Below are 26,222 nucleotides of genomic sequence, written 5' to 3' on the forward strand. Positions count from 1 at the left end.
TCATAGTATGTGGCGATCGGCACTGCCACCCACTCTGATGGGCTCGTGCACAGCAAACTCAAGCTGCGCGAAACAAACAGCCGCTGGATCTTCGCGGCGGAATGCTTCGGCGTGAACGACTGCGATCCGACGTCCGACACGCCTGACCTTCGGCGTCGTGACAAGTGCATCCAGCCGAGCAGAGGCAAGGAACTGGAGGTTCACGCTGATGAGCTTCGGGAAGTGCCCGGGCGGAAGTTTGCGTGCAAGGGCACGCTTCGCTGCCACTTCGAGAAAGGATGCCACAGCTCCGCCATGCAAGGCGGGAAGGAGAGGGCTGCCGATCATGTACTCCACTGGCGTCAAAACAAAGGCGTCACCGCTCTCTGAAATCATGGAGCCTAGCAGCTGCGCGAAGCCGGTCATGGCCCGACAGCCCGATTGATCGAAAAGACGCCTTGGGCAGTCGCGATCAGGTGAGAAGGATCGGTATCCCAGACTTCGGTCCGTACGAACGCACGGCGCTCGGTAGCGTCGTAACAATGCGCCCACGCTGTCGCGGAGCATCTCGCCTCGGGGGACCGCACATGGTCCACCTTCAGGTTGAGGGTCGAGATTGCCAATCGCCTTCCCAGTCGGGACATTACGGCAACGCCGCAGGCCTGATCGATAAGGCTCGTCAACACGCCCGTTGCTAAAGTCTCGTCCTCGTCGGCCAGCTCCTCACGCCAACCGACACGTAGCGAGCTGAGGCCATCGCCGATCGAAACCAACTCCAGGCCAAGCCTGTTGCCCCACGGTATGTCGCCTGGTTGCAGGCTCCAGTCTCCAGCCACGATTCCATCCTCGTCCTGATCAGGCCTTGCCACCTTGGAAACGGTACGGTTTACAAATTTGGTCCGGCTTCCTAATGGTTATGGTCTCTCATGGAAACGCGGTCGAATAAATTCCTTGTGCTCGCGGTCACCAGCCTTCTGTTGGGTACGCTCCTCGTCTTTACCCTTTGGCTGTTTGATGCACGCAATGAAGACGGAAACCCTTATCTGATCCGCTTTACCGGAAGCGTTGCCGGTCTGGAGAAGGGGTCGCCGGTGACCTTCTCGGGCGTACCGGCCGGTCACGTCACGTCGATACGGTTCGACAAGGAGGACCCGTCAGCGGTTCTCGTCACCGTCAGCCTTGAACCGCGGATCCCCATCGTCGCAGGCGTGAAAGCGTCGATCGCAAGATCGGCACTGGCCGGCACCGCGAACATCAGCCTCGACGGTGCAACCTCTGGCGCGCCCCCGATCGTTGCGGCGAACGACGGGGAGCTTCCCGTCATCCCCACCAAGGAAGGCGGGCTCCTTGGCGGCGGAGGGGACCCCGTCGCACTGGTCGAGAAGATCAGCCGCACCGTGGACTCTGTCTCGCGCAACCTCGACGCCGCTCAGCAGCAGCGGGCCAGCGATCGGCTGGCGGCGCTCGCGGAGAGTTCCGCTGGTTGGGCTGACAAAGCCGGAGCAGCGTCCGATGCTCTCACCGGTGCGCGCGGCCGCGTGATTGCCGTGGGAGACGCCTTGCAGCGATCCGGCGACAGCGCCCAACAACTGAGAGCGGCAGCGGACGAACGCCGCGCGACCGTCCTCGCGAGAGCGAACCGAACATTGTTGAGAGCCCGAGACGGTGCCGATCGATTCACGGCTCGGCTAGAGGCTATTCGACCCACGATACGCGGCACGGCCGCCAAACAGGCCCAACTGCGTGAAACGGTTCGTTCAGCGAGGAACAAGGTCGGTGCTGTCAGGGATGCGGCCGTTCGCATCGATCAGGAGGGACTGGGCGTGGGGGCTCCGTCCCTTCCCATCTACAAGCCGAGGCCACGGCAGTGATCGGCCGCGATACAAGGACAGCCATTGGCTGAGATCTCGCTGGCGGGTGAGCAACCGACCGTCTCCGTTTGATTTCTCGCCAACCGGTCCGGATCGCGCTACTCTCGATCCAGGAGAACGAGATTGAGCGATGACGAAAAGAAACGTCGGCGTCCGAGGAAAATGGGCAGACCGACCACTGAGGATGCGCTCCGCCTGACCTCGCACATCCTCAAGAGCGCTCGCGAGCTGTTTTTCGAACACGGGTTCGACGGCGCCAGTGCCGACATGATCGCCGAACAGGCGCGCATTTCCAAGCGGACCCTGTACGCGCGCTTTGGCAGCAAGGCGCGTGTGTTCGAGGCGGTCATTCTCGACGAGATCGACACGCAGCTGCGGGCGCTCGAACCGTCGGGCAGCGACGAACCCGACATTGGATCGCGACTTGGCGTGATCGCAGATCGGTTGCTCGAGTGGCTCCTGACGCCCCGGATCGCGTCCATGGAACGCGTCGTCATCGCGCAAGCCGTGCGCTTTCCCGCGCTAGCGGCGAACATCCATGACTTCGGTTACCAGCGGGCCGTCCAATGGGTGGCGTCGATCCTCGCCCACGCCGATGCGAAGGGAGAACTGTCGCTGGCGGACCCCGTGTTCGCTGCCGAGCAGTTCGTCACGCTCGTCGTGGTCGCACCCATGCGCCGCGCAGCGCTGGGGCTGTCTCCTCCAGCATACGACGAGGCAGCGCGGGATCGCATTTCGCGCGGCATCGACCTGTTCCTCGATGGCTGCCGCCCGCGGCAGGAGGATGGTTGCAGCGCGTGATGCCCACCACCGACGACGAGTCTCAAATCGGTGAGCGCGCGCGGCTGGCCGAGCTCATCCAGATCATGGGGCGCCATGGGCTGAACGGGCTCGCCTCGCGCCTGGGCCTGCTGCCCGGTCGCTCAGAGCAGCCGGTAGACCTCGGTACGCCCGAGCGGGTCGTCGCGCTGCTGCGAGACCTTGGACCTGTCGCGGTCAAGCTGGGGCAGGTGCTCGCCACCCGCGAAGACCTGCTCGGGCCGGAATGGGTGCGGGCGCTGTCGACGCTGCAGGATCGCGTGACCCCGCTGCCGTTCGAGGCGCTGGAGCCGACGATCCTGGCCGCGCTCGGCTCCCCGATCGCTGATGTGTTCGCGAACTTCAACCGCGAGCCGATCGCGGCGGCGTCGATTGCGCAGGTTCATGCTGCAACCTTGCGCGACGGGACCGAGGTCGTGGTCAAGGTACGCCGGCCGGGGATCGCGGAACGCGTCGATGCCGACCTACGGCTGCTCCGCCGCATCGCGCGGCTCGCGGCCCGGCACTCACCGGAGATCCGCCGCCTCAAGCCCGACGAACTGCTGCGGTTTTTCGCGGAGAGCTTGTCGCAGGAAATGGACCTCAGCGCAGAAGCGGCAGCCTGCGAGAGCATCGGCGCGTTCCTGCAGCCGCTCGGCGTCCGGACGCCGGCCTTCTACTGGGATCAGGTCGGCCGCCGGATCAACGTGCAGGAGCGGCTTGACGGCATGCCCGTCCGCGAGGTTCTTGACGTGGCGGGTGAGGGCGGTGCTGACGTCGCCGGCAGATATGCCGATGCGGTGCTGCGGATGATCATCTTCAACGGTCGGTTCCACGCGGACCCCCATCCCGGCAACGTCTTTGTTCTGGCCGACGGGTCGTTGGCGTTCATCGACTTCGGGGCGGTCGGCGTGCTCAGTCCCGCCCGGCGGAACGAGGTTGTCACGCTCGTCCTTGCCATCGCGGGTGAGGACACACGATCGGTGACGGACGTACTGCTGCAATGGTCGGGCGAGACCGATGTCGATCGCCAGGCGCTGACCCGCGACCTCGACGCGCTGATCGGCCAGTTCCGCGGGGCGGTACTCCAGCAGATCGAGCTCGCCGACATCTTCGGCCGCGTGTTCGCGCTGCTTCGAACCTATCGTCTGGCGCTGCCGCCGGACCTCGCCCTGCTGCTGCGCACCTTGCTGATCGCCGAAGGGTTCGTGCGACGGCTCGATCCCGGCTTTGACATCACCGCGCGCGCCGCACCGATCGCGCGCGAACTGCTGCGGGAGCGGATCGGCCCGGCCGGCCTCAAGCGTGGCGGACGCCGGCTGGCGACAAGCCTTGGCCGTCTGGCCGCCGCCTCGCCCGAGCTGGTGGCCTTCGCCGAGCGGGTTGCGCGGTCGGGTGCGCTGCCGATCGAGTTGCAGAAAGGTGCCGTCTCCTCACCACCGGCATTGCCCCGGGGCGCAGATCCCAACGTCCTGTCCGCCGGCCTGCTGGTCGCCGGCGCGATCCTCCAGCACGACCATGATGTTGTTGGAGCAATCCTGATGGCTTCTGCGATACTCCTTGCCGGCTGCGCTTGGTACGCGAACAGGCAGCGGCGCTGACCTCTTGTTGTCAGCCTTTCATGTACCCAGTCGCGCGCGATTGTTTCGCTACTGATATTTCATCTCCGACGAGCGGAACGAACCAATCGGCTTGGCGTTTTCCGAAAGTAAACCGGTTGGTACCAAAGCAGCTGACCGGTTCGATTGAGCGAGGGGTTCCGCGTGTCCGAACAAACGGTTGACGAGCCGCATCTGCCATCTGAGGGCTGGTCGGACTTCGGTGCCGAGCTCAGCGCGCTTATGCCTAGTCTGGCGCGCTATGCGCGATCGCTGGCCAGGAATCCCGATACTGCACAGGACCTTGTTCAGGAAACCGTGCTGAAAGCCTGGCGCAGCCGCGCATCCTTCGAAGCCGGTACAAATATGAAGGCGTGGACCTTCCGGATCCTTCGCAACTCATTTCTTTCGCAGGTACGCCGTCGAGGCACGGTACAAGTTAGCGAGACCGCCGAACTCGCCGACATTCCGGTGGCGTCGAACCAGGAATCCGTTGTGACGCTGAGCGATGTTCGCCGTCTATGGCCGCGCCTGACGCCTGAGCAGCAGCGGTGCATCAATTTCATCGGGATCGAGGGATTGAGCTATGAGGAGACAGCCACAATCGAGCAGGTTCCCGTCGGCACAATCAAGAGCCGCGTGGTAAGAGGGCGGCAGATGCTGCGCGCACTCCTAGATCACATGAACAGCGATAAGGGATACAAAACGGAATCTCAGGTCGTGGCGGCCGGTGCAACCTGTCAGGCCGAGCCACCAGTTATCGACGAGGTGCACGAGAGACAGATCGAGCTGCTGCAAAGCTGGCGGACGAAGCGTGCGGCCGACCGCTGTTTGGTAGGCTGAGTGGGCCGGGATCTCTTGATCCCGGCTTCGTGCGGCCAATTTCAGGTCCTTTACCGTCTCGGTTAGCAGAAGACCTGTCGCTAGGGATATCGCACAAAAGGACGAAGAGACCACGGCTGGCCGAGCGGATATGTCCTGTGGTCTGCCCTAACAGCCTACATCCTCCAGCGTGTCAGTTGTGCGCTGACTTCCGGGCTGCTCTCCCATCCACCGCCGGGCATCCAGGCGCTTACCCGTCACCGCCGCGGCAGCGTCAGAGCAGAGCCAGAGCAAGGGCGGCACCACGATCTCGGGCGACAGCAGTCCGTCGCGTGCACTATCCGGCAGTCCTTCGGGAATCATGCCGGTCAGCGTCGCGCCCCCCGGCAGGAGCGCGTTCACCGTGATGCCGCTGTCCGCAAGGTCCTGCGCCCAGATCGCGGTCTCCGATTCCAGCGCCGCCTTGGACGGGCCGTAGGGCGAGAAGCCGCGCCGTCGCATCGTCTCGCGGTTCATCGAGATGTTGACGATTCGGCCCCATCCCGCCTCCAGCATGGCGGGGACGGCGGCGCGCGCCATCAGGAACGGGCCGTTGACGTTGGTGTCGGTCACCATGCGCCAAGTGTCGGGGGCGACCTCCCAAAACCGGGTCGGTTCTGTCAGGAAGGTGTCGCTCACATACTTCATGCCGCGCCCGGCATTGTTGACCAGGATGTCGAGCCGGCCGAAGCGCACGAGCGCCGCGCGCACGACTGCGGCACAATCCTCCACCCGCGTCACGTCGGCGAGCAGCGGCCGCACCCGATCGTCGCCGCATGCCCGCTCTGCCTCCCGTGCGACCGCTTCGACCTCGGCGAGTTCGCGCGCGGCGGTGGCGACGACCCGCACGCCGGCCTGCGCCAGCCCGAGCGTCATCGCGCGGCCCAGCCCGCGACCGCCGCCCGTCACGATCGCGACGCGGCCGGCAAGGCCGTGTCCGTCGCTCCCGCTCATCGGTTCAGCGCCTGCATCTGCGGCGCGGCGTAGCGCTCGCCCGCCGTTGCCCCCTTCGGCGCCGCGCGGTCGAGCCGCTCCAGTTCGCCTCGGGTGAGCGTCACGTCGAGCGCGCCGACATTCTCCTCCAGGTAGCCGCGGCGCTTGGTGCCCGGGATCGGCACGATGTCTTCGCCCTGCGCCAGCACCCAGGCGAGCGCCAGCTGGGAAGGGGTGCAGCCCTTCTCCCGCGACATCGCCTCGACCGCCGCGACGAGATCGAGATTGCGCTGGAAGTTCTCGCCCTGGAAGCGGGGGCTGTGCCGGCGATAGTCGTCAGGCGCGAGATCCTCCACCCGCCGGATCGCGCCGGTCAGGAAACCGCGGCCGAGCGGGCTGTACGGCACGAAGCCGATGCCGAGCTCGCGCACCGTGTCGAGGATCTCGCCCTCGGGATCGCGGCTCCACAGCGAATATTCGGTCTGCAGCGCCGCGATCGGATGCACGGCGTGCGCGCGCCTGACCGTGGCGGGCGCCGCTTCGGAGAGGCCGAGGTGGCGCACCTTGCCCTCGCGGACCAGCCCGGCCATCGCGCCCACCGTGTCCTCGATCGGCGTGTCGGGGTCGACGCGGTGCTGATAGTAGAGGTCGATCGTCTCGACGCCGAGCCGTCGCAGGCTCGCCTCGCAGGCGGAGCGGACGTAATCCGGGCGCCCGCACACGCCCTTGAAGGTGCCGTCCTCGCCGCGAACGTTGCCGAACTTGGTGGCGAGAACCACCGCGTCGCGGCGATCGCGGATCGCACGCCCGACCAACTCCTCGTTACGGCCTACCCCGTACATGTCGGCGGTGTCCAGAAACGTCACGCCGAGATCGATCGCGCGCTGAATGGTCGCGACCGCCTCGGCTTCGTCGGCCTGCCCATAGAATTCGGACATGCCCATGCAACCGAGGCCCAGCGCAGATACGCGCAGCCCGTCGCCCAGCTTTCGTTGCTCAAGCACCAATTATCTCCTGTTGTAAGATCATGCCGGTTGGCCAGTCGTCGGTAGCAAGGCGGGCCGGCACCGGTTCAGCCTTCAGACAGCAACTGCTCGGCGAGCTGGCTGTGCTTTTCGTCGGCCTGCTTGGCCTCGTCCGCGCACGCCTTCATGTCGCGCGCCGCATCGTCCATGCCGGTCTGCCGGCAGTAATTGGCCATGGTCCCGAACGAAGCGATCCAGTAATGAAGCGCGAGCTGCCCGCTGGCGATGATGCCGAGGTCGCGTGAGGCATCGTCCGGTGCCGCTTCGCGGATCCTGCGGCTCACCTCGTAATGCGCTTCGAGCACAGGGTTGTCCTGCTGATCGGCCGGGCCCGCCTGCTCGGCGGCGCGACGGATGCGGTCCGCCCATTGGCGGGAAGTCCGGTTGCCCTCTTCGAGCGCGGATCGCAGCGCCGGGTGGCGCGCGTCGTTGTTGATCTCGTCGGTCGCCTTGGCGGCGACGTCGCTGCCGGCCCGCATCGCGGACAATCCTTGCGCGACCAGCTTCTTCAGGTTGTTCTCGTTCATCAGGTTCGTCCTCGTCCTGCCGTGCCTCGTTCAGGCACGGTGAGGGATTCTAATCTCGTCGCTCCGTTCTGTTCCGTCGGTCCTTCCTCGATCAGAGCGCAATCAATGTTTGGAGCTCATGGCCGACCTCCCGGCCTGCACCTCCTGGGGTCGGTTCCGGCTGAGGGCGAAATGACACCCTAGATGTTTGATCCCAGGCTTTGATGGTGCATATTTCACGAGCGAGTGGAAGGATGCGCTATGGGCCAGATACTCCACGGGAGCGCCACGACGACTGAGGCAGTCCGTCGAGCGATACAGCATAGTCAAGAGAGCCTGAGGGCGCTGGCCAAACGGCACGGCGTCAACCCGAAGACGATCGCCAAGTGGAGGAAGCGCCGCTCGACCGCCGACCTGCCCACGGGTCCGAAGGACCCAAGATCGACCTCGCTGTCGATCGAGGACGAGGCGGTTGTGGTGGCGTTCCGGCGCCACACGCTGTTGCCGCTGGACGATTGCCTCTACGCGCTTCAGGCGACGATCCCGCACCTCACACGCTCGTCGCTGCACCGCTGCCTTCAGCGGCATGGGATCAGCCGGCTGCCCGATGTCGAGGGCGACAAACCAGCGAAGCGTAAGTTCAAGTCCTACCCGATCGGCTACTTCCACATCGACATCGCCGAGGTGCGGACTGAGGAAGGCAAGCTGTACCTGCTCGTGGCGATCGACCGGACATCCAAGTTCGCTTTCGTCGAACTGCACCCCAAGGCGACGCGCCGGATAGCCGCCGACTTCCTGCGACATCTCGCAGCAGCACTGCCTTACAAGATCCACACCGTGCTCACTGACAATGGAACGCATTTCACCGATCCGACTGGTGACGGCTGGACGCCCGAAGACATCAAGGCAATGCGAGCGCACAATCAGCCCATCTGGTGCCATGCATTCGAAGCGGCATGCGCAGACCTCGACATCGAACATCGCCTGACCAAGCCGCGACACCCCTGGACCAACGGTCAGGTCGAGCGGATGAACCGCACCATCAAGGACGCGACCGTCAAACGCTACCACTACGACAGCCACGACCAGCTCCGGCAGCACCTCGGCGACTTTGTCGCCGCCTACAACTTCGGCCGCCGGCTCAAGACCCTGCGCGGCCTCACACCATACGAAGCAGTCTGCAAAGCATGGGCTGATGCCCCCGCCGGCTTCATCTCAGACCCGCACCATCAAATTCCGGGACCAAACACCTAGAGCGGGATGACGTGAGTCTGAATCACTGGAGATTCCCAGAGGCGCGGTGATCTGATTGAAGGTGCAGGCCGGTGAAGGAGGCTGGCTTGCATGGCGAAGCCGTATTCGATGGACCTGCGCGACAGGGTGGTGCGGGCGGTGACGGCAGAGGGCATGTCGTGCCATGCGGCTGCGGCCCGCTTCGGGGTTGCGCCAAGTTCTGCGATTAAATGGATGCGGCGCTACCGGGACACGGGCAGCGCAGCGCCGGGTCGAATGGGCGGCCGCCGCACCAATATCCTATCGGGCGCGACGCGAGACTGGCTGCTGGAACGGGTGGCGAGCGACTTCACGCTGCGGGGTTTGGTGGCCGAACTGGCCGAGCGCGGCGTGAAGGTCGACTATGTTCAGGTCTGGCGATTTGCCCATGCCGAGGGTCTGAGCTTCAAAAAAAAGCGTGCTGCCCGCCGAGCAGCTCCGCCCCGCCATCGCGCGACGCCGGGCACAGTGGAAGAAATACCAGGGTCGGCTTGATCCGGCGCGCCTCGTCTTCATCGACGAGACATGGGTGAAGACGAACATGGCCCCCTTGCGAGGATGGGCGCCGGTCGGCCGGCGCCTCCACGCCAAGGTGCCCTACGGCCACTGGCGGACCATGACCTTCCTCGCGGCACTCCGATGCGATCGGATTGACGCACCCTGCGTGCTCGACCAGCCGATCAACGCCCAGAGCTTCACCGACTATGTAGAACAATGCCTGGTGCCGACCCTCTCGCCCGGCGACGTCGTCATCATGGACAACCTGTCCAGCCACAAGAAGCCCGCCATTCGCCGCGCCATCAAAGCCGTGGGCGCCAGGCTCCTGTTCCTGCCGCCATACTCGCCAGACCTGAACCCGATCGAACAGGTCTTCGCCAAGCTCAAGCACCTCATGCGAAAGGCTGCCGAGCGATCCCACGAGGCAACATGGCGCCGCGTCGGCACCCTGCTCGACACATTCACACCCGACGAATGCCGAAACTATCTCCGCAATGCCGGGTACGCGTCAGCTTGATGTCATCAGACTCTAAGCGAAATGGCCGGGTTTGGCTGGAGAACGGACTGGTGGCTTTCCGACAGCGATCCTCTACTCGCTGCCATCTCGAGTTCGCCCGGTTTTTCTGTACGCAGCGGGCTTTGCGGAAGCACTGCCCTGAATATCTTCCGGTCGAGCGCCCGCCGGGCAAATAAGTTGCTTCAGCACCCGGCCTCAGACAAATGCCTGTTATGGAGGGACCCGGGACGGTAGCTGTACGGATCAGATCGGGCTGGGGCTGGCTTGTGCTGGTGACCTTAACTGTCTCCACCATTGGTGACGAGATCTCCCTCATCACTCTGATGTTTCGGGCTGCCGAGAACGAGACGCGTTTTGCCGTGCCCATGCTGCTGATTGCGCAGCTGCTACCTGGTTTAATCGCTGCTCCGTTCATCGGTCGCTTTGTCGATAGGCGTGATGCTGGCAGAATACTTGTCGTCACCGGCCTAGCACAAGCGGCGCTTCTCGCCTGGATTGCCGGCAACACGGCGATGTTGCCGACGCTCGTTGGCGCAAGCGTGCTCAGCATCTGCTTCGCCATCAGCGGAACGGCGACCTTCGCGCTTATACCCGTACTGGCGACAGCACTTGGCATGCCGCTCAGCCGCGCGAATTCCGTGCTTGAGCTTGTGCGCGGTGTTGGGATGCTTGCAGGTCCGGTAGCGGGCGGTATCCTGATTGCGTGGATCGGCGCGCGCAGTGCTTTGCTCATTGATGCTGCCAGCTACGTCTTGCTCGCCACCGTGATCCTGGCCAGCGGCTTGCGCCGGCCGATAGCGCCGGATGAGCAGGAACCTCGTACATTGCTCGCCGAGTACTGGCCGATCCTCCGCAACCGGCGGATCACGGTGATGACAGGATCGCTGGCTTTGGAGGTCTTTGCCTCTGCCATCGCAGATGTAGCATTCGTGTTCCTGATCACAGTGACGCTGAAGCAAGGCCCCCTCGCATTTGGCCTGGTAACCGCTTGCTGGGCCGCCGGCATGATCCTGGGCGCTCTCGCGGCAGGTGCGCGGCCGATGCGCCGACCTGCTCCTTTGGCTTTCGTTGCGGCCACTATGATTGGCGTAACCATGCTGGTGATCGGCAGCGCCGCTTTGGTCGGCGCGGCCACCATCATGTTGATCGGGATGGTTTTCGTATTCGGCGGAGTTGCCAACAGCGTGCACAATGTGGCGGTACGCACGATGCTGCAAAACGAAACGCCGACCGACCACCATGGGAAGGTTGCAGCTATTTACGGCGCAGTCACGAGCAGCGCCGTCATCATTGGCTATGTCACGGGTGGACTGTTCACCCCGAGCAACGCGGTCGGTGCTTATCTGATTGCCGGTACGCTGGGTACAGCCGCCGGCTTGGCGGGATGGGGGTTGTTCAGCAGGTTTGCCCGTTAGACTGGCGTCGCGTCCGACAAGCGGCACCCAATCTGCTGGTCGATGAATGTACGGCAGCTTCAGCGACAGGCCGATATGGGGCGACTGGCGCCCTCTCGGCGGGGGCGGGAGGTGAAAACTGATTACTCTGCTATTTCAATGTCAGGGGCCGTGTCCAACCGCGCCCGCCCCACGATCGCGGCGACGGTGTTCTTGCTGAGGCCGAGGTCGCGCGCGATCCAACGATAGCTGCGACCTTCGGCAACGAGCGCCAGCACCTTGGGGGCGAGCCGGTCGGACTTGGGGCGGTCGCCGGACTGTCGCCCGAGTTTGCGACCCCGCGCCCGCGCCGCGGCGAGACCGGACCGAACGCGCTCGCTCAGCATGTCCCGCTCGAATTGCGCGATGCCGGCGAGCATCGTAGCCATCATTCGCCCGTGCGGTGTATCGACCTCGAACGTCATGCCGCTCATCGCGACTACCGATACCCGCCAACCCGACAGCCGGTTCAGCGTATCGAGCAGGTCCTGGGTCGAGCGTCCCCACCGGCTGAGTTCGGTGACAAGGATCGCATCGATGTGGCGGGCCTGCGCCAGTTTCATCACTTCGGCGCGCGCCGAGCGGTTGGCCTTCATCCCTGAGGCGGTTTCGCGGAAAACGTCGATGACCTCATAGCCGCCACGCTCGGCGAAACCGGCGAGGTCACGCAGCTGCCGCTCACACGACTGGTCGGCGGTCGAGACCCTGGCGTAGATGGCGGCGCGTTGTCCCAATTGAACCTTCCTGAAATCAGGCTTCAAAAACCCTTGATTTGCGTGGGGTGAGTGTTGTCCAAAACAGACTTCTGTTCAACAGGGACACTGCCACATGCCGAGACGCCACATCCTGAGCGCCCGGCAGCGGTCGGCGCTGCTTGACCTGCCGACCGACGAGGCGTCGCTGCTGCGGCATTACATTCTGGCGGATGACGACTTGGCTCACATCGACCGGCGGCGTCGGCCGGAAAACCGGATCGGCTTCGCCCTGCAACTCTGCGCACTGCGCCATCCGGGCCGGATGCTGGTGCCCGGCGAAGTGATCCCGCTCGCGGTATCCACCTTCCTGGGGGCTCAACTTGGCATCGCCGGCGATACGCTCGTCCGCTACGCCGTCAGGCGCCAAACCCGCCAGCAGCACATGGAGGTGCTGCGCTCTGTATATGGGTACAGGACGTTTCCCGGACAGGGTCCGCGAGCGCAGGCTTTTCGTGAATGGCTGTTCGCCGAAGCCGAACAGGCACGCTCCAACGACGATCTCGCCCGGCGTTTCATCGCTCGCTGCCGTGACACTATGACCATCCTGCCCGCGATCACGACTATCGAGCGGTTGTGCGCGGATGCGCTCGTCGCGGCCGAACGCCGGATTGAACGGCGGATCGCCGAGCGGCTCAGTTCCGCGACCTGCGCTCGGCTCGACGAGCTGACCACTGAAATGCTGCCGGGCACGATCAGCCGTTTCATCTGGCTGCGCCGGATCGAGCCGGGCAACAATTCCGCCGCGGCGAACCGGCTACTCGATCGATTGGAGTTCCTGCGTGCGATGGACCTCGATGCCGGCCTGCTTGCCGGAGTCCCACCGCATCGCGTCGCCAGGTTGCGGCGACAGGGCGAACGGTACTTTGCCGATGGTCTGCGTGATCTGAGTGCCGACCGGCGTCGCGCCATCCTCGCGGTCTGTATCATTGAGTGGGCAACCGCGACTGCGGATGCGGTGATCGAGACGCATGACCGGATCGTTGGCCGCACCTGGCGCGAGGCGAAGCAACTGCATGACACACGGGTCGCAGACAGCAGGGGTGGGGTCACTGCGACGCTGGCGGGCTTCGCGGCGCTCGGCGGATCGCTGCTCGAAGCGCATGGCGACGGTGCGTCGCTTGACGATGCGATCGCGCGTGCGGCGGGATGGGAGCATCTGACCCGCCTCACCGCTACGGCCCGGACGTTGACAGACACGTTGGGCGACGATCCGCTGGCCCATGTCGATCAGGGCTATCACCGCTTCCGTCGCTATGCCCCGCGAATGCTACGCTGCCTCGACCTCGAAGGCGCGCCGGTCGCCCGGCCCTTGCTGAACGCGGTGACCGCCATCGCCACCAAAGGCACGCCCCCGGCGACTGACGATTTCCTGCGGCCGCATTCCAAATGGCGGAGACAGTTGCGAGCGAAGGGCGACGATGATGCCCGTCTCCGAGAGGTCGCGGTCATGTTCCACCTGCGTGACGCGCTACGCTCGGGCGACATCTGGCTCGACCGCTCGCATCGGTATGGTGACCTGCGCAACGTCCTGGTGTCGATGGAAGTCGCGCATGCTGCGAAGCTGGCCGTACCGTCTGATCCGCATGTCTGGCTCGCCGATCGCAAAGCCCGTCTTGCCGATGGCCTTGCCCGGCTCGGTCGCGCCGCGCGTAACGGCACGATCCCGAAAGGCAGTATCGAGGACGGCACACTGCGCATCGATCGCCTCACCGCTGACGCGCCGGATGGGATCGATGACTTGGTGCTCGATCTCTACCGCCGTCTGCCGTCCGTCCGTATTACCGACCTGCTGCTCGAAGTAGATGCCGCGCTCGGCTTCACCGAGGCCTTCACGCACCTGCGCACCGGCGTTCCGTGCGACGACCGGACCGGCCTGCTCAATGTCCTGCTCGCAGAGGGTTTGAACCTGGGCCTGCGCAAGATGGCCGAGGCTTCCAACACCCATGATTACTGGCAACTCTCTCGGCTCGCGCGCTGGCACGTCGAACGCGAGGCGATCGATCAGGCGCTGACCCATGTGGTCGCCGCACAAGGCGATCTGCCGATGGCGCAGGTCTGGGGTATGGGCACTACCGCATCCGCCGATGGTCAATTCTACCCCGCCGCGCGACAGGGCGAGGCGATGAACACGGTCAACGCTCGCTATGGCAACGATCCCGGCATCAAGGCCTATACCCACGTCAACGACCGCTTCGCGCCGTTTGCATCGCGGACCATCCCTGCGACCGTCAGCGAAGCCCCATACTTGCTCGACGGGCTGACGATGAATGAGGCCGGGCGACGGATCGAGGAGCAATACGCCGACACTGGCGGGTTCACCGACCATCTGTTCGGGATCAGCGCCACGCTCGGCTACCGCCTGGTGCTGCGCATCCGCGACCTTCCGTCCAAACGGCTCTACGTGTTCGATCCCGCCGCTACGCCGAGCGAGTTACGTCCGCTGGTGGGCGGGAAGGCGCGCGAAGCGCTGATCGTCTCCAATTGGCCCGATCTATTTCGCTGCGCAGCCACCATGAGCGCAGGGCAGGTCCCGCCAAGCCGCATCCTGCGCAAGCTCGCCGCCTATCCGCGCCAGAACGATCTGGCGGCCGCACTGCGCGAGGTCGGCCGGATCGAACGGACGCTATTCATCATCGAATGGATCCTTGATGCCGGCATGCAACGCCGCGCGCAGGTCGGCCTCAACAAGGGCGAAGCGCACCACGCGCTGAAGAACGCCTTACGGATCGGTCGCCAGGGCGAGATCCGCGACCGTACGACAGAGGGGCAGCATTACCGCATCGCCGGCCTCAACCTGCTCACCGCCGTCATCGTCTACTGGAACACCCTGCATCTCGGCCATGCCGTCGAAGCCCGGCGACGCGAAGGGCTCGATACGCCCGACCACCTGCTGGCCCATATCTCACCGCTCGGGTGGGCGCACATCCTCCTCACCGGCGAATACCTCTGGCCGAAGGGTGCCGAGGCTTAGGGTGTCATTTCGCCCTCAGCCGGATTCGACCCCTTGATGCGCCGTGCCATCGAGGGACTGGCGGCCGAGCGCGCCAGCATCGACGTGCCGGATTATTCCGAAACGCTGGGGCATGTCGTCCAGAGGCTGGACGGCGTGAACGGACGGCTCGACCAGATCACAACCGCGATCGTGAAATCACCAGCGCTGGCGATGACGCCGGCGCAGGTCTCGGCTCAGATCAATCGAGCGGCGGCTGACCTTCGCAGCGCCGACCATGCCGCGCTTGCGACCGCCACCGACGAGATGAAGCAGCAGGGGCGTGAGTTGCGCAGCGTCGTTCAATCGGCGCTAACAGCGCGGGATCAGAAGGACCGTCAACTATGGTTCGGGCTGGGCGGGTTGCTTATCGGCATCCTACTATGGTCCTTCCTGCCCGGTATGGTGGCGCGCGAGATCGTGCCGGCGAGCTGGCAATGGCCCGAACGCATGGCGACGCGGGCTCTTGCCGAAGCGACACCGTGGGATGCCGGGCAGCATCTGATGGCGAGCGCATCGCAGCCGAGCTGGGAGGCGATCGTCGCGGCCGACAGGTTGCTGCGCGACAATCGTGAAAAGATCGAAGGATGCCGGCAAGCCGCAAGGAAGGCGGATCAGCCGGTGCGATGTACAGTTCAAGTCGGAGTGAAGAGGTAATGGTGATTCCCTACCGCTCGACGCCCACATTCGATGAGGCCACATTGCCCGCTGCCTTGCGCTCCGAGCATCGCACCAAGGCCGGTGTATGGGGCGTGATCCGGGTCATCGAGGGGAGATTGAAGCTCACCTATCTCGACCCTGCCTCCGAGGTGATCCTTACACCTGATCGGCCAGGGCTGGTTCTACCGGAACAGCCGCATTTCGTCGAACCGCTCGGAGCCATGCGGATGCAGGTCGATTTCTACGACGAGCCGCCTAGCCTCTAGGGAGCAGCCATACCTAGCGTTGACTGCACTTCAAGTCGATCGCGCCCATAGACAGGGCAGAGGGGGACCCTCCCTCCCGCGCAACTTCCTCGTCCACGCAACGCTGCCTAGGGCTGCGGGTGTCCTTCGGTCGCACCGGCACGGCATAGACCTCGCCGTAGCCCGGCACGATGACCGTGCGCGCTACCGCTCGGGGATCGTCCGTTGGCACGGGCTGGACAAGAACAGTGCCCCATCCCGGCACATAGACCATGCGCGGTTGCGGAGCCGTTTCCTTCCGGTCGGTCGACTGCGCGGCGATCGGCGAGGCCGCGCCGATCGCCAGCATCAAGGCGATTATGGTCGAGGCCCTGTGGCGCATGAGCGTGATGTGGGTTGAGCCAGGGAGAGCATCAAGCATCGCAGGCTGGGTCTATAGCGACACTTCTATAGACTTTGTGAATCAATGACCGGCTACTGATTCAAAGAAGTCATCGGACTTTGTGGGGTTGATTTTGTAGGCTTTGCGCCATGAAAGGCGCAATTCTCCCAGACCCGATCGAGCTGGTGGCGTTCAACCCGGCGCGCAACATCCGCCGGCGCTACAGCATCACAGCGAGCCTCGACCTGTTCGGCATGATCGTCGTCGAAACCCGCTGGGGCCGGATCGGCGCGGCTGGCAAGGTTCAGCGCCATGCCTTCGCCGATTGGACGGCCGCCGAGCGCCATATCGCCGCAAACCTGCGCCGGCGTGGTACGGCCGAAACCCGGATCGGAGTGCCTTATGAGGTGGTGCCAGCCAAGGTTTGAGCTGCCATCGCCAGTAGGCCCTTAGCCGCTTGCAGAAATCGGCCGGCTAGGGCCAGCATATTGCCGGTTCAAGCGGCGCATCCCCTCCCAGGCGACAGTCCTGACGACCATCGGCCGACCGTAGCGCTCCGCATTTTAACCGAAAGGGTTTCAGCGGGACAGGATGCCGGCGGTGCGTCGTGCATCGGGCGTTCGCCTGTTAGCGCGAGGCGGGCGATGTTCATGGCGCGCTCGCGTCGAAATGGACGCTTTGGGTAAGTCTCGCGCCAGATCTTCTCGGCCATTGATGCAAGTTCCTGCGATGTGGGCGGCCGAGCCTCACGAATGCACGCTATTAAGGCGCGCGGGAACAGGCGCTCCATCATCTCTCTCCGATTGCGATATGAAATCCTTATAGCACAGATGCAGCCCTAATCGACCGGGACGGGATGAAGCGGGCCTTGAAGCGGTCTGGCTGGCAACATCGGCGGATCGCGCACCCTATATTGCTTGGGGCAGGAGAGCCTTGCCCGGAGAATGCGATGCCGTCCGATGTGCCTGTCCGTATTTCCTTGCCGATCGCCATGCCCGACGACGCGTTCGGAGCAGCGTTGATCGAGCAGGCGGCGGTGCTCAGTGCCTATGCGCGGCGACTGACCGGCGGGGGTGCCGATGCCGACGACCTTCTGCAGGACACCATGCTTCGGTGCTGGACCGCGCGCGCCAGCTTCACGGCGGGAACAAGCCTCGCCGCCTGGGCGCGGACCGTGATGAAGAACAGCTTTCTCACGGGACGTCGCCGCGCCCGCTTTCACGCCGAGCTGCCCGATGATGCGCGCGACCGGATGCTGAAGGTGGACGAGACCCAGAGCCTTGCCATCTGGCTGCGTGATACGGATTGGGCGCTCAGCGAACTTCCGCCTCACCAACGCGAGGCGGTGCTGCTGGCGAGCCAAGGCGTGTCCATCGAGGACGGAGCGGCGCAACTCGGCATTGCCGCAGGCACGTTCAAGAGCCGCATCGCACGCGGGCGGACCCGGCTGCGCGCCCTCATCGAGGAGCGATCGACGCCGTTGCTGGCCGACAGGACCGGCCGCGATACGCCCGCGTCAGTGACCAAGTGGCCCATCCACCTGCGGAGAAAGCGGGACTGGCGGGGCGTCAAGATCGGCTGATCCGCGTGTGCCTGTCGGCTTGTTGCTTTTCTTAACGGTTTGCCGGTAGCGTGCGCGCACCTGCGGAGACGCGGGTGGAGGCGTGGAAACCTCCTGAAACACGAGCCGGTCGAGCTTCATCGACCGGGTGGCGGGCGCGCATGTCCAAGCCACCCGGCCAAAGGCGTCCGCGCCTGACGTGTTTCAGGTTTCCAACACCCGGTTCAGTGGCCGGCACGTCTCCGAAATGGGGCGTGCCGCCGGCTGCACAGGAACACTTGGGGCGGGAATGAGCTTGGAGAACCTTTTGACCGAGTAGGACATGCGTGAATAGTCATCTGCCTGTCGGCCGCCTCGCCGATCGTCTTCATTCCCTGCCGCCCGAACGCGCCTGGTTCGCGATCCTCCTCAGCGTCACGGCGCTTGCGCTGGCGGACGCACATTTCCCCCGGATAGGTCTCGCGCCGCTCTATATCCCGATCGTCTGCGCCGCCTGCTGGGCGCTGGGCAGCCGTGCTGGCTATCTGGTGGCGATCGTTGCGGCCGTCCTCGCCGTCGTGCCGCATGTCGCCGAGCTGCCCAGGCTCTCTCCCGCCCTGCTAGGGGCAAGGATGGCCGTGCGTGCCGTCACCTATGTTATCGTCGCCGCCATTGTTCTCAGTTTCCGCCGGTCCTTTGATCGAGAGCACCACCTGGCGGCGCGCGACCGCATGACCGATGCGCTCAACAAGGAGACGTTCCGCAAGCGCGTGATCCACCGTCTCGATCTGGCGGTGCCTGCCCGACAATCCTTCCTGCTCGCGATCCTTGATCTCGACGATTTCAAGGGCATCAACAACCGCCATGGCCATGTTGCCGGCGATGAGGTGCTGCGCGCCTTCGCGCAGGGCGCACGGGAGACCATTCGGCGGGAGGATGATTTCGGCCGGATCGGCGGCGACGAGTTCGCCTTCTTGCTTCCCGTCCATTCGGCCGAAGAAGGGGTGTATTTCGCTCGCTTGCTTCACAAGCGCCTGTCGTCAGTTCTGGACGGCACGCCTCATCCGGTGACGTGCAGCATGGGCGCGCTGCTCATCTCGCCCGATACTCCGCGCGACGAGCCCTCGTTGATGCACGCGGTCGATCAGCTCATGTACGCGGTCAAGCGCGCCGGGAAGAACGCCGTGGAGATCGGCCGCGCAACGACCGGTCGAGGACGGGACACCCCTGTTACGTCCAGGCTCCGGGTAATGGAGGCCACATGACGAGCGAGCAGCCGGAGAGGGCTCATCAGAGCGATGGGCGGAGCCGCATGGACGAGCGGGCACAGGAGATCGCGACTGCGATCAGCCTCATGAAGAGGGCGATGGCATCGCTCGACAAGGCCGACGAGCGCGGCAATGTCGCCGTGCATCTTCAAGCGGCGCTTGACGCGGCCGAGGATAAGTCCCCCGAGCAGCAACGGGCCGAAGCCGCTGTCCTTGAGGCGCGGCTGTTCCCTCCTGGGGAATGACAATGCAGCCATCCGATGCTTGCTGCCGAAAGCGGGAATAGGAGCCCCCTATCCCCGCGATCCGAGGCGCGCAGGCCTAGCAGCCAGCATCGAGCGCGCGGCAGAGCGCCCCGACCACAAGCTCGCGCGACGCGGGCTTGTGGCAGATCGGGCGTGAGGCGTGGACAGCCGGGATCATGCTGGCCGCGCCCGTGGCGAAGATGAAGGGCACGCCGCGCCGGTCCAGTTCGTCAGCGATCGGGAAAGAGGTTTCGGAGCCAAGTTGCACATCGAGGCTGGCGACATGAGGCAACGAGTCCAGCGCCGCGAGGGCGTCCCGCACGCAATCAACAGGGCCGACGACTTCTGCGCCGGCTTCAGATATAATCTCAACCAGCGTGGCCGCGACCCAATAATCGTCTTCGACGACCAGCACGCGAAGGCCGCTGATCCCGTCTCGTGTAGTCATGTCGCACCAAGCATTTACGCAGCCGTTCCACCGACCAGCGCAGCAACGCGCCGTCTGGGTCTGTGCTCCACGCGGACATGCAAAATGTTCGTCTTGGGCGAGCGATTGATCTAAGTAGCCGGTTAGGGGGCGCGTAGAGTTATGGTCGATACTGAAACCCGGATTCGTGAGCTTGAACACCGCTTCAGGAACATTCTCACTATCGTTCGCTCCCTTGTCAGCCAGAGCTTGCAGGCGGCCGATTCGATCGAAGATGCCCGATCGACCATTGACGAGCGATTGGCGGCGCTGGGTAGTGCGACCGAGCAGCTTCTATCCCAAAATTGGGAGACCGCGCCCCTCCCGGCGCTGGCCGAGAATGCGCTGGGCCACTTCACCCTCTACGCGGAGCGGCTTCGCCTCGACGGCCCCACGGTCACGATCGGTCCCAAGGCGGCGATGACGTTGACCCTCGCCTTTCACGAGCTGGCGACGAACGCGATCAAATATGGTGCGCTGTCCAATGAAACAGGCACGATCGAGCTGACGTGGAAAGTGCTGGGATCGGGCGCCGAGGCCGAGCTTTGGATGCAATGGGCCGAGCGAGGTGGCCCGCCCGTCGTCAGGCCAGAGCGGCGGGGCTTTGGGTCGCGGCTGATATGCACGGCCGCGAGCCGTAGCTTGCGTGGCCGTGCCGAGATCGAGTTTCCCGCCTCGGGCGTCGTGTGGACCTTGCTCGCTCCTCTGGCTGCGGCCGAGCTATGATCGAATCCGGATATGGGTAGCTCACAGCCTTGGGTTCATCGCGCATGCCTGTCTCTCCGGCCCACCCTTCTTGCCCGACTGGATCCCTTCCGCCACTTTGATCGTCTCTTTTGTCAGGGTCTGAAATCCGGAGCACGTCTGTATGTCCAAACCGCTCTCCCCCGAAACAATGGCTTTGGTGAAAGCTACGGCGCCTGCGCTCCAGCAGCACGGCGTGGAGATCACCACGCGCATGTATCAGCGCCTGTTCGTCGATCCGGAGATCAAGGCGCTATTCGACATGGCCGCGCACGAATCCGGCGCGCAGCCTAAGCGGCTAGCGGCCGCGATCCTCGCCTTCGCGCAGAACGTCGACAAGCTCGACGTGCTGAAACCCGCGATCGAGCGCATCGCCGCACGTCACGTCGAGACCCATATCAAGCCCGAACATTATCCTGCGGTCGCCAACGCGCTGCTGCCGGCGATCCGCGACATATTGGGCGAGGCGGCAACCGATGAGATTCTGAACGCTTGGGGCGAGGCCTACTGGTTTTTGGCCGATATTCTTATCAACCGTGAGGAGCAGCTCTACCAGACCGAGGCGGCATGATCGCCGCAGCCGGCCGCTCCAAGGATGTGAGACGCCGATCCTAAAATCGTCGGCCGACACGGCAGCCAAGATGCTCATTGTTCGACGCCATTTGCCAGTTTGAGAAGCTTGATCTCGATGTCTTTTAGGCCGGGAAATGGCCTCATGGTCGGCGACTGACCAACGCGGCGGGCTTCTCGAAACTTACCGGCGATGTAAGCACCAGTCGGTGCCGTGCGCGCTCTCGCACGCCGGGACACGGGGCGGCGCCTTGGAGCGGTCGTTGCACAGCGCCTGACCTAGGCCGGCCTCAGCCGCCCTGGCGCTGGCTGGGCGCCATGGATTGCCATTTCTCCCACCATGGCATCGTGCCGCGCAAGGCGTCGCGGCGGCTCGCGTGCCAGTCCAAGGCTGCCCGGAAGTGAACCAACATCTGCTCAATGAACCAATGAACTGCGCGCTGAGGCCTTTAGAGCAGCGGGGTTGCCCTCCTTTTAGATTTTCATCGCACAAGCGCCACTCCGATCCGCAGGCGCGTGGTCTTGCGATCATAATCGAGCAGGTTCTCGCCATAGCCAACGAAGCTCTGGCCGAAGAGATAGAAGTCTGGGCCGCCCCCCAGGAGACGGGGGAGCGGGTATGACAGATCGGCGCTGATCGCCCCCTTCCCGCTCGCCGGATTGAACCGGGTCAAGGTGGAGAGCCGAAGCCCGTCATCCTTACCAATCTCCGCCGACAGGGCCGTGTTGCCGCGGTAACGGCGGATGTCCGGGTTGTCCGACTTGTCGCCGACAAACAAGGAGAGGCGCGGTGCGAGAGACAGTCTATATCCGCTGCCGAGCGGGATCGCAGCCATCGGCGCCACATAGAGGCTGTTGATGCTGCGCGAAGCGCCGCCATCGCGACCGTTCGATTCGTGGCGAATGCCGACTTGCGCGCTCAGGGACACGCCGCTCCGCATCGTCGCGGAAGGAGTCAGATAGAAGAGTTCGGGCTGATAATCGATGTTGCGGAACGGGGAGGAATGCGCGCCGAGATCCCAGAACATGCGCTGGGTATAGGCAAAATGCAGTCCTTCCCTCCATGAACGCGGCAGGTCTTCGGCAGACCGGCTTCCGAACAGCTGGTATTTGAAACTGACCTGGATGCGCGCCTCGCTGTTGGTCCCGGGTCCGTAAACCGCATAGATCGGCTCATAAGCGGCGAGATTGGCCAGAAAGGCGTTGCCGGCGGACCGATCGGACGGCGGGGCCGCTGCCTCCTTCGCCGGGGTGGGCGGCACAGGCGCCGTGACCGACCCGGCATCAGCAACATCGGCAGACTGCGGCGCGGTGCGCAGGGCAATCTCGGTCGCTCTGGTGTTCCAGGCAGGAATGGCGATATCCGCTCCGTCGAGTGCCAGGTCAGCGGGCACACGGAAGCGATAGTGCGCTCGGACGAAGCCGCCGGCGGGGATACTCAGATTGGACGGCAGGTCCGCCCCGCGTTCAAGCCAGACCGATCGCGTTTCACCCGGCTGCCCGACCCGCGCTTCGACGCGGTCGGGCAAGGGCACGGACTGCGGCGTACTTTCATCGTTGAGCAGGCGAAGTTCGATCAGCACAGCCCCATCGGAATCGCGCTCGCCCGCATCCCGGACGAGAATCTCGACCGGGGCGGCGTGGGTTGCGGGCACCCATGCGAGAGTGGCGCAGACGCCGAGCCATTTGAGAGAAAGGCGGGTCATGCGATCAGGTGCTGCCCACTATCTACTGGGATCACCGTGCCAGTGATTTTGCGCGAGGCATCGCTGACGAGAAAGGCGGCCAGGGCGCCGACATCCTCGACATCGACCAATTGCCCTTGGGGCGCCTGTGCCGCCGTGCGCTCCAGCAGTTCGTCGAACCGGTCGATGCCGCTGGCCGCGCGCGTTGCGATCGGGCCCGGGGATATCGCGTGGGCGCGAATGCCCTTCGGACCCAGTTCGGCCGCCATATAGCGCGTGGCGCTTTCCAGCGCGGCCTTGACCGGCCCCATCACATTATAATGCTCCACGACCCGCTCCGACCCGTAGAAGGTAACGCACAGCAGACAACCGCCGCTGGTCATCAACGACTCGGCGAGCTTCGCCATGCGCAGAAAGCTGTGGCAGGAGACATCCATGGCCAGCGCAAAACCCTCGGCTGAGCAATCGATGACACGGCCGTGCAAATCCTCCCTGGGCGCATAGGCGATGGAGTGCAGCAGGAAATCGAGACCGCCCCAGCGGCGCTCCACCTCCGCGAACAGGGCCTCGAGTTGACCGGGAATGCGCACGTCGCAGGGTGCCGTCCATTCCACCCCGATCCGGTCACAGACCGGCTGCACCCACTGCTGCGCTTTTGCGTCGAGATAGCTGGCCGCGAGCCGGGCGCCGCAGTGGGCGAAGGCTTCGGCGCAGCCGGCAGCGATACTGTGCTCGTTCGCGATGCCGATGACAAGGCCGCGCTTGCCCTCAAGATCAACGAGCGGTCTCATTGGACTTGGTCTGCAACAAGGTCGAGCGAGTGCCGCGCGATCATGACTTCCTCATCGGTTGGAATGACATAGACTTTTACACTGCTGTTGGCCCCGTTGATCCGCGGACCACTCTTGCTGTTGGCCTCCTCATCGATCGTAACGCCGAGCCATTCGAGCCTTTTGCAGATGCGAGCGCGCATGGATGCGTCGTTCTCGCCAATGCCTGCGGTGAAGACGATACCATCGAGCCCGCCGAGCGCGGAGACGAGAGCGCCTGCCTCGCGGGCCGCCCGCCAGGCATACAACGTCATCGCCTCTTCGGCCTCGGGCGCCTGGCTGATCGACAGCGTGCGCATGTCGCTTGAGAGGCCGGATACGCCGAGCAGGCCCGACCGGTTGTAAAGCAGGTCTTCGACCTCAGCCGCGCTCATGCCCATCTGCGTCTGAAGGTGCAGCACCACGCCAGGATCGAGCGTCCCGCATCGCGTACCCATCATCAGACCGTCGAGGGCCGTGAATCCCATCGAGGTGTCGATGCTGCATCCCGCCTTCATCGCGCACAAACTGGCACCGTTGCCGAGATGCGCGGCGATCACGCGGCCCTTCGCCAGATCGGGGTCGATCTCCGTCAGGCGGCGGGCGATATATTCATAAGACAGCCCGTGAAAACCGTAACGGCGGATGCCTTGGTCGTGGAGCGCGCGCGGCAGGGCCAGGCGCGCTGCCAGGGGATGCATCTCATGATGGAAGGCGGTGTCGAAACAAGCGACCTGCGTGAGAGTGGGCCGCAGGTCGCGGATCGCCCTGATCGCGGCGAGATTGTGTGGCTGGTGAAGCGGCGCCAACGGGCATAAGGCCTCGAGGTCGTCGAGGAGCGCGGCATCGACGATGCGGGGTGCGGCATGGGTGCGCCCACCATGCACTATCCGGTGCCCGATCGCGACGATCTCGCGCTGCTCCAGCGGATGCGCGTCGGCCCAGGCGAACAGGTCGGCCAGAAGATCCTGATGGTGCAGGGACGCGCCGTTCGGCCAATCGCGTTCCAGCAGGATCGCACCGTCGCTCGATCGCGCCCTTAGAGTGGGGGCAATACCGATCTTCTCGATCTTGCCGGCCGCTACCAGGTGGAGCCGCTGCTCGGCCTCGATCGCGAACAGCGCGAACTTTATGCTGGACGAGCCCGAATTGAGGCTGGCGACGGCTTTCATGCCTGCACCGCCGCAAGACCGGGCGCAGCCTTGGTCGCTGCCCGTGTCATCAGAACCGCAACGGCGCAGGAGGCGAGGCGGGTTCGCAGGCTATCGGCGCGACTGGTCAGGATGATCGGCACCCGCGCGCCCAGCACGATCCCTGCCGCGTCGGCTCCGCCCAGAAACGTGAGTTGCTTGGCGAGCATGTTGCCGGCCTCCAGATTGGGAACGACGAGGATTTCGGCGTGGCCCGCCACGGGTGAAACGATGCCTTTCTCTTTTGCAGCAGCCTCGTTGATCGCGTTGTCGAAAGCGAGAGGGCCATCGAGCAGCCCGCCCGAAATCTGCCCGCGATCGGCCATCTTGCAGAGCGCGGCGGCATCGAGGGTGGACGATATGGTTGGATTGACCGTCTCCACTGCCGACAGGATCGCGACCTTTGGCTCCCCGATGCCGATGACGTGAGCAAGATCGATGGCGTTGCGGATAATATCGGCTTTCTCATCGAGGCTCGGCATGATGTTGATCGCTGCATCGGTGATGATGAGCGGCGTCGGATGCTCGGGCACATCCATGACATAGGCATGGCTGATCCGGCGTTCGGTGCGTAGGCCCGTGGCCGACGGCACGACTGCCGCCATCAGTTCGTCCGTGTGCAGCGATCCCTTCATCAAGAGCCTCGCTTCGCCGGAGCGAACGAGCGCTACCGCTTTTGCCGCTGCGTCATGGCTGTGATCGGCCGATACCACGCGATAAGTGGAGATGTCCTTGCCGGCGTCCTCGGCCGCCTTCCTGATTTTCCCTTCGGGGCCGACCAGAATGGGAGCGATGAGATTGGCCTCCGCTGCTTCGATGGCGGCCAGGAGTGCGGCGCGGCTGCAGGGGTGCGCGACCGCCGTGGGCTCGGGCGCACCATTCGACGTCATCTCCATCAGCTTGCGATAACCGTCATGATCGCGCAGGCGCACTTCGGGAAGCGTTATGCGCGGACGGCGCACCTTCTCGGTCGGGGCCTTAACCTCAGCCTGGCCGCTGATCACCTCCTCGCCATTCTGGTTGACGCAGCGGCAGTCGAGCAGGACATTGTGATGCGCCCGCTTCTCGATGACCGTCGCGGAGGCGGTGATGGTATCGCCAAGGCACACCGGGCGCGTGAAGCGGAGGGATTGGCTGAGATAGATGGCACCGGGGCCGGGCAGCTCGGTTCCGAGCACGGCCGAGATCAGGCCGCCGCCCCACATGCCGTGCGCGATGACGCGCTGGAACAGGTCGGTCGCGGCGTAATCCGCATCCATGTGCGCGGGATTGACGTCGCCGGATACCAACGCGAAGAGTTCTATGTCCTCCTGCGCGAGCGTACGGCTCACGCTGGCGGTATCGCCGACCTGAAGCTCGTCGAAGACCCGGTTCTCGATCATC

28 protein-coding genes are annotated in these 26,222 nt (G+C 64.4%); 16 read left to right on the forward strand and 12 right to left on the reverse strand.

Features of this window, described 5'->3' with window-relative positions:
* Together ACM608_RS00200 and ACM608_RS00205 are read right to left on the reverse strand one after the other, a co-directional pair.
* Complete coding sequence (locus tag ACM608_RS00200) at positions 1 to 405, reverse strand: PaaI family thioesterase (RefSeq protein WP_018251277.1); 405 nt, start codon at positions 403 to 405, stop codon at positions 1 to 3.
* Positions 402 to 848, reverse strand: coding sequence for a PaaI family thioesterase (locus ACM608_RS00205; RefSeq protein ID WP_051076137.1), 447 nt, complete (start codon positions 846 to 848; stop codon positions 402 to 404). The genes ACM608_RS00200 and ACM608_RS00205 overlap by 4 nt, the downstream gene beginning before the upstream one ends.
* 57 nt (positions 849 to 905) lie before the next feature.
* On the opposite strand from ACM608_RS00205, the gene ACM608_RS00210 reads away from it, so the two are divergent.
* The 4 genes from ACM608_RS00210 (at position 906) to ACM608_RS00225 (ending at position 5,089) form a co-directional block, all read left to right on the forward strand.
* Positions 906 to 1,850 (forward strand): MlaD family protein, encoded by a 945-nt coding sequence (locus ACM608_RS00210; RefSeq protein ID WP_018251275.1) that lies wholly within the window; start codon positions 906 to 908, stop codon positions 1,848 to 1,850.
* 123 nt (positions 1,851 to 1,973) lie between these two features.
* On the forward strand, positions 1,974 to 2,651 hold the full coding sequence (locus tag ACM608_RS00215) for a TetR/AcrR family transcriptional regulator (RefSeq protein WP_145147061.1): 678 nt from the start codon (positions 1,974 to 1,976) through the stop codon (positions 2,649 to 2,651).
* The gene (locus tag ACM608_RS00220; protein WP_018251273.1) at positions 2,651 to 4,249 is read left to right on the forward strand and encodes an ABC1 kinase family protein; all 1,599 of its coding nucleotides are present in this window, start codon (positions 2,651 to 2,653) and stop codon (positions 4,247 to 4,249) included. Before ACM608_RS00215 ends, ACM608_RS00220 begins: the two co-directional genes overlap by 1 nt.
* A gap of 144 nt (positions 4,250 to 4,393) precedes the next feature.
* Positions 4,394 to 5,089: a sigma-70 family RNA polymerase sigma factor gene (locus tag ACM608_RS00225; RefSeq protein WP_018251272.1), complete on the forward strand. Its 696-nt coding sequence runs from the start codon at positions 4,394 to 4,396 to the stop codon at positions 5,087 to 5,089.
* Positions 5,090 to 5,236: 147 nt separating this feature from the next.
* Here the strand turns inward: ACM608_RS00225 and ACM608_RS00230 are convergent, their stop codons facing one another.
* From ACM608_RS00230 to ACM608_RS00240, 3 genes are all read right to left on the reverse strand, one after another.
* Complete coding sequence (locus ACM608_RS00230) at positions 5,237 to 6,061, reverse strand: SDR family NAD(P)-dependent oxidoreductase (RefSeq protein ID WP_018251271.1); 825 nt, start codon at positions 6,059 to 6,061, stop codon at positions 5,237 to 5,239.
* Positions 6,058 to 7,044 (reverse strand): aldo/keto reductase, encoded by a 987-nt coding sequence (locus ACM608_RS00235; RefSeq protein ID WP_030541330.1) that lies wholly within the window; start codon positions 7,042 to 7,044, stop codon positions 6,058 to 6,060. Before ACM608_RS00235 ends, ACM608_RS00230 begins: the two co-directional genes overlap by 4 nt.
* A gap of 68 nt (positions 7,045 to 7,112) precedes the next feature.
* Complete coding sequence (locus ACM608_RS00240; protein ID WP_018251269.1) at positions 7,113 to 7,592, reverse strand: ferritin-like domain-containing protein; 480 nt, start codon at positions 7,590 to 7,592, stop codon at positions 7,113 to 7,115.
* Between the two features lie 240 nt (positions 7,593 to 7,832).
* Between ACM608_RS00240 and ACM608_RS00245 the strand changes: the two genes are divergently transcribed.
* The 3 genes from ACM608_RS00245 (at position 7,833) to ACM608_RS00255 (ending at position 11,273) form a co-directional block, all read left to right on the forward strand.
* Positions 7,833 to 8,825, forward strand: a complete 993-nt coding sequence (locus ACM608_RS00245; protein WP_419680925.1) for an IS481 family transposase — start codon at positions 7,833 to 7,835, stop codon at positions 8,823 to 8,825.
* A gap of 90 nt (positions 8,826 to 8,915) precedes the next feature.
* A protein-coding gene (locus ACM608_RS00250; protein ID WP_406889596.1) for an IS630 family transposase occupies positions 8,916 to 9,858 on the forward strand; the annotation gives its coding sequence in 2 pieces (ribosomal slippage) (positions 8,916 to 9,262 and positions 9,261 to 9,858; 945 coding nt in all).
* 272 nt (positions 9,859 to 10,130) lie between these two features.
* Complete coding sequence (locus ACM608_RS00255; protein ID WP_231733184.1) at positions 10,131 to 11,273, forward strand: MFS transporter; 1,143 nt, start codon at positions 10,131 to 10,133, stop codon at positions 11,271 to 11,273.
* A gap of 122 nt (positions 11,274 to 11,395) precedes the next feature.
* On the opposite strand, the gene ACM608_RS00260 is transcribed toward ACM608_RS00255, so the two are convergent.
* Positions 11,396 to 12,025: a recombinase family protein gene (locus ACM608_RS00260; protein WP_066478108.1), complete on the reverse strand. Its 630-nt coding sequence runs from the start codon at positions 12,023 to 12,025 to the stop codon at positions 11,396 to 11,398.
* 94 nt (positions 12,026 to 12,119) lie between these two features.
* Between ACM608_RS00260 and ACM608_RS00265 the strand changes: the two genes are divergently transcribed.
* Genes ACM608_RS00265 through ACM608_RS00275 form a run of 3 tightly spaced genes read left to right on the forward strand, consistent with a single transcriptional unit; the run spans position 12,120 to position 15,961 of the window.
* Positions 12,120 to 15,017: a Tn3 family transposase gene (locus ACM608_RS00265; protein WP_191320872.1), complete on the forward strand. Its 2,898-nt coding sequence runs from the start codon at positions 12,120 to 12,122 to the stop codon at positions 15,015 to 15,017.
* Between the two features lie 36 nt (positions 15,018 to 15,053).
* Positions 15,054 to 15,692, forward strand: a complete 639-nt coding sequence (locus tag ACM608_RS00270) for a DUF6118 family protein (protein WP_419680928.1) — start codon at positions 15,054 to 15,056, stop codon at positions 15,690 to 15,692.
* Entirely contained in the window at positions 15,692 to 15,961 is a 270-nt protein-coding gene (locus ACM608_RS00275; RefSeq protein WP_419680930.1) for a DUF1971 domain-containing protein, read from the forward strand. The genes ACM608_RS00270 and ACM608_RS00275 overlap by 1 nt, the downstream gene beginning before the upstream one ends.
* Positions 15,962 to 15,974: 13 nt before the next feature.
* On the opposite strand, the gene ACM608_RS00280 is transcribed toward ACM608_RS00275, so the two are convergent.
* Positions 15,975 to 16,322 (reverse strand): hypothetical protein, encoded by a 348-nt coding sequence (locus tag ACM608_RS00280; RefSeq protein WP_419680932.1) that lies wholly within the window; start codon positions 16,320 to 16,322, stop codon positions 15,975 to 15,977.
* Between the two features lie 149 nt (positions 16,323 to 16,471).
* Between ACM608_RS00280 and ACM608_RS00285 the strand changes: the two genes are divergently transcribed.
* The 4 genes from ACM608_RS00285 to ACM608_RS00300 all read left to right on the forward strand — a co-directional run bounded on the left by ACM608_RS00285 (position 16,472) and on the right by ACM608_RS00300 (position 19,375).
* On the forward strand, positions 16,472 to 16,750 hold the full coding sequence (locus ACM608_RS00285; RefSeq protein ID WP_419680933.1) for a WGR domain-containing protein: 279 nt from the start codon (positions 16,472 to 16,474) through the stop codon (positions 16,748 to 16,750).
* Between the two features lie 521 nt (positions 16,751 to 17,271).
* Positions 17,272 to 17,904, forward strand: coding sequence for an RNA polymerase sigma factor (locus ACM608_RS00290; RefSeq protein ID WP_419680935.1), 633 nt, complete (start codon positions 17,272 to 17,274; stop codon positions 17,902 to 17,904).
* Between the two features lie 305 nt (positions 17,905 to 18,209).
* Entirely contained in the window at positions 18,210 to 19,127 is a 918-nt protein-coding gene (locus ACM608_RS00295) for a GGDEF domain-containing protein (protein ID WP_419680937.1), read from the forward strand.
* Positions 19,124 to 19,375, forward strand: a complete 252-nt coding sequence (locus tag ACM608_RS00300; protein WP_419680939.1) for a hypothetical protein — start codon at positions 19,124 to 19,126, stop codon at positions 19,373 to 19,375. The genes ACM608_RS00295 and ACM608_RS00300 overlap by 4 nt, the downstream gene beginning before the upstream one ends.
* Positions 19,376 to 19,451: 76 nt before the next feature.
* On the opposite strand, the gene ACM608_RS00305 is transcribed toward ACM608_RS00300, so the two are convergent.
* Entirely contained in the window at positions 19,452 to 19,790 is a 339-nt protein-coding gene (locus ACM608_RS00305; RefSeq protein WP_419680941.1) for a response regulator, read from the reverse strand.
* Between the two features lie 174 nt (positions 19,791 to 19,964).
* Between ACM608_RS00305 and ACM608_RS00310 the strand changes: the two genes are divergently transcribed.
* Both ACM608_RS00310 and ACM608_RS00315 read left to right on the forward strand, forming a co-directional pair.
* Positions 19,965 to 20,567: an HWE histidine kinase domain-containing protein gene (locus ACM608_RS00310; RefSeq protein ID WP_419680943.1), complete on the forward strand. Its 603-nt coding sequence runs from the start codon at positions 19,965 to 19,967 to the stop codon at positions 20,565 to 20,567.
* A 142-nt stretch (positions 20,568 to 20,709) separates the two neighbouring features.
* Positions 20,710 to 21,156 (forward strand): globin domain-containing protein, encoded by a 447-nt coding sequence (locus ACM608_RS00315; RefSeq protein ID WP_419680944.1) that lies wholly within the window; start codon positions 20,710 to 20,712, stop codon positions 21,154 to 21,156.
* A 481-nt stretch (positions 21,157 to 21,637) separates the two neighbouring features.
* On the opposite strand, the gene ACM608_RS00320 is transcribed toward ACM608_RS00315, so the two are convergent.
* The 4 genes from ACM608_RS00320 to ACM608_RS00335 are packed head-to-tail and all read right to left on the reverse strand — an operon-like array spanning position 21,638 to position 26,221.
* On the reverse strand, positions 21,638 to 22,861 hold the full coding sequence (locus tag ACM608_RS00320) for a phospholipase A (RefSeq protein ID WP_419680946.1): 1,224 nt from the start codon (positions 22,859 to 22,861) through the stop codon (positions 21,638 to 21,640).
* Positions 22,858 to 23,631 carry an enoyl-ACP reductase FabI gene (fabI, locus tag ACM608_RS00325; RefSeq protein WP_419680948.1) on the reverse strand — a complete coding sequence of 258 codons (774 nt, stop codon included), beginning with the start codon at positions 23,629 to 23,631 and terminating at the stop codon, positions 22,858 to 22,860. Before fabI ends, ACM608_RS00320 begins: the two co-directional genes overlap by 4 nt.
* Positions 23,628 to 24,821, reverse strand: coding sequence for an acetate/propionate family kinase (locus tag ACM608_RS00330; RefSeq protein ID WP_419680950.1), 1,194 nt, complete (start codon positions 24,819 to 24,821; stop codon positions 23,628 to 23,630). The genes fabI and ACM608_RS00330 overlap by 4 nt, the downstream gene beginning before the upstream one ends.
* Complete coding sequence (locus ACM608_RS00335; protein WP_419681043.1) at positions 24,818 to 26,221, reverse strand: bifunctional enoyl-CoA hydratase/phosphate acetyltransferase; 1,404 nt, start codon at positions 26,219 to 26,221, stop codon at positions 24,818 to 24,820. The genes ACM608_RS00330 and ACM608_RS00335 overlap by 4 nt, the downstream gene beginning before the upstream one ends.
* Between the last annotated feature and the right edge of the window lies 1 nt (position 26,222).

The organism is Sphingomonas sp. ID0503 (assembly GCF_048565625.1).
Lineage (GTDB): Bacteria > Pseudomonadota > Alphaproteobacteria > Sphingomonadales > Sphingomonadaceae > JBLZUR01.

Coding starts and splice junctions, on each gene's coding strand:
- ACM608_RS00245 (WP_419680925.1), top strand. CDS start 7,833: ATGGGCCAGATACTCCACGGGAGCGCCACGACGACTGAGGCAGTCCGT.
- ACM608_RS00310 (WP_419680943.1), top strand. CDS start 19,965: ATGGTCGATACTGAAACCCGGATTCGTGAGCTTGAACACCGCTTCAGG.
- ACM608_RS00320 (WP_419680946.1), bottom strand. CDS start 22,861: ATGACCCGCCTTTCTCTCAAATGGCTCGGCGTCTGCGCCACTCTCGCA.
- ACM608_RS00315 (WP_419680944.1), top strand. CDS start 20,710: ATGTCCAAACCGCTCTCCCCCGAAACAATGGCTTTGGTGAAAGCTACG.
- ACM608_RS00200 (WP_018251277.1), bottom strand. CDS start 405: ATGACCGGCTTCGCGCAGCTGCTAGGCTCCATGATTTCAGAGAGCGGT.
- ACM608_RS00220 (WP_018251273.1), top strand. CDS start 2,651: ATGCCCACCACCGACGACGAGTCTCAAATCGGTGAGCGCGCGCGGCTG.
- ACM608_RS00265 (WP_191320872.1), top strand. CDS start 12,120: ATGCCGAGACGCCACATCCTGAGCGCCCGGCAGCGGTCGGCGCTGCTT.
- ACM608_RS00330 (WP_419680950.1), bottom strand. CDS start 24,821: ATGAAAGCCGTCGCCAGCCTCAATTCGGGCTCGTCCAGCATAAAGTTC.
- fabI (WP_419680948.1), bottom strand. CDS start 23,631: ATGAGACCGCTCGTTGATCTTGAGGGCAAGCGCGGCCTTGTCATCGGC.
- ACM608_RS00210 (WP_018251275.1), top strand. CDS start 906: ATGGAAACGCGGTCGAATAAATTCCTTGTGCTCGCGGTCACCAGCCTT.
- ACM608_RS00280 (WP_419680932.1), bottom strand. CDS start 16,322: ATGCGCCACAGGGCCTCGACCATAATCGCCTTGATGCTGGCGATCGGC.
- ACM608_RS00275 (WP_419680930.1), top strand. CDS start 15,692: ATGGTGATTCCCTACCGCTCGACGCCCACATTCGATGAGGCCACATTG.
- ACM608_RS00285 (WP_419680933.1), top strand. CDS start 16,472: ATGAAAGGCGCAATTCTCCCAGACCCGATCGAGCTGGTGGCGTTCAAC.
- ACM608_RS00240 (WP_018251269.1), bottom strand. CDS start 7,592: ATGAACGAGAACAACCTGAAGAAGCTGGTCGCGCAAGGATTGTCCGCG.
- ACM608_RS00300 (WP_419680939.1), top strand. CDS start 19,124: ATGACGAGCGAGCAGCCGGAGAGGGCTCATCAGAGCGATGGGCGGAGC.
- ACM608_RS00290 (WP_419680935.1), top strand. CDS start 17,272: ATGCCGTCCGATGTGCCTGTCCGTATTTCCTTGCCGATCGCCATGCCC.
- ACM608_RS00335 (WP_419681043.1), bottom strand. CDS start 26,221: ATGATCGAGAACCGGGTCTTCGACGAGCTTCAGGTCGGCGATACCGCC.
- ACM608_RS00230 (WP_018251271.1), bottom strand. CDS start 6,061: ATGAGCGGGAGCGACGGACACGGCCTTGCCGGCCGCGTCGCGATCGTG.
- ACM608_RS00270 (WP_419680928.1), top strand. CDS start 15,054: ATGCGCCGTGCCATCGAGGGACTGGCGGCCGAGCGCGCCAGCATCGAC.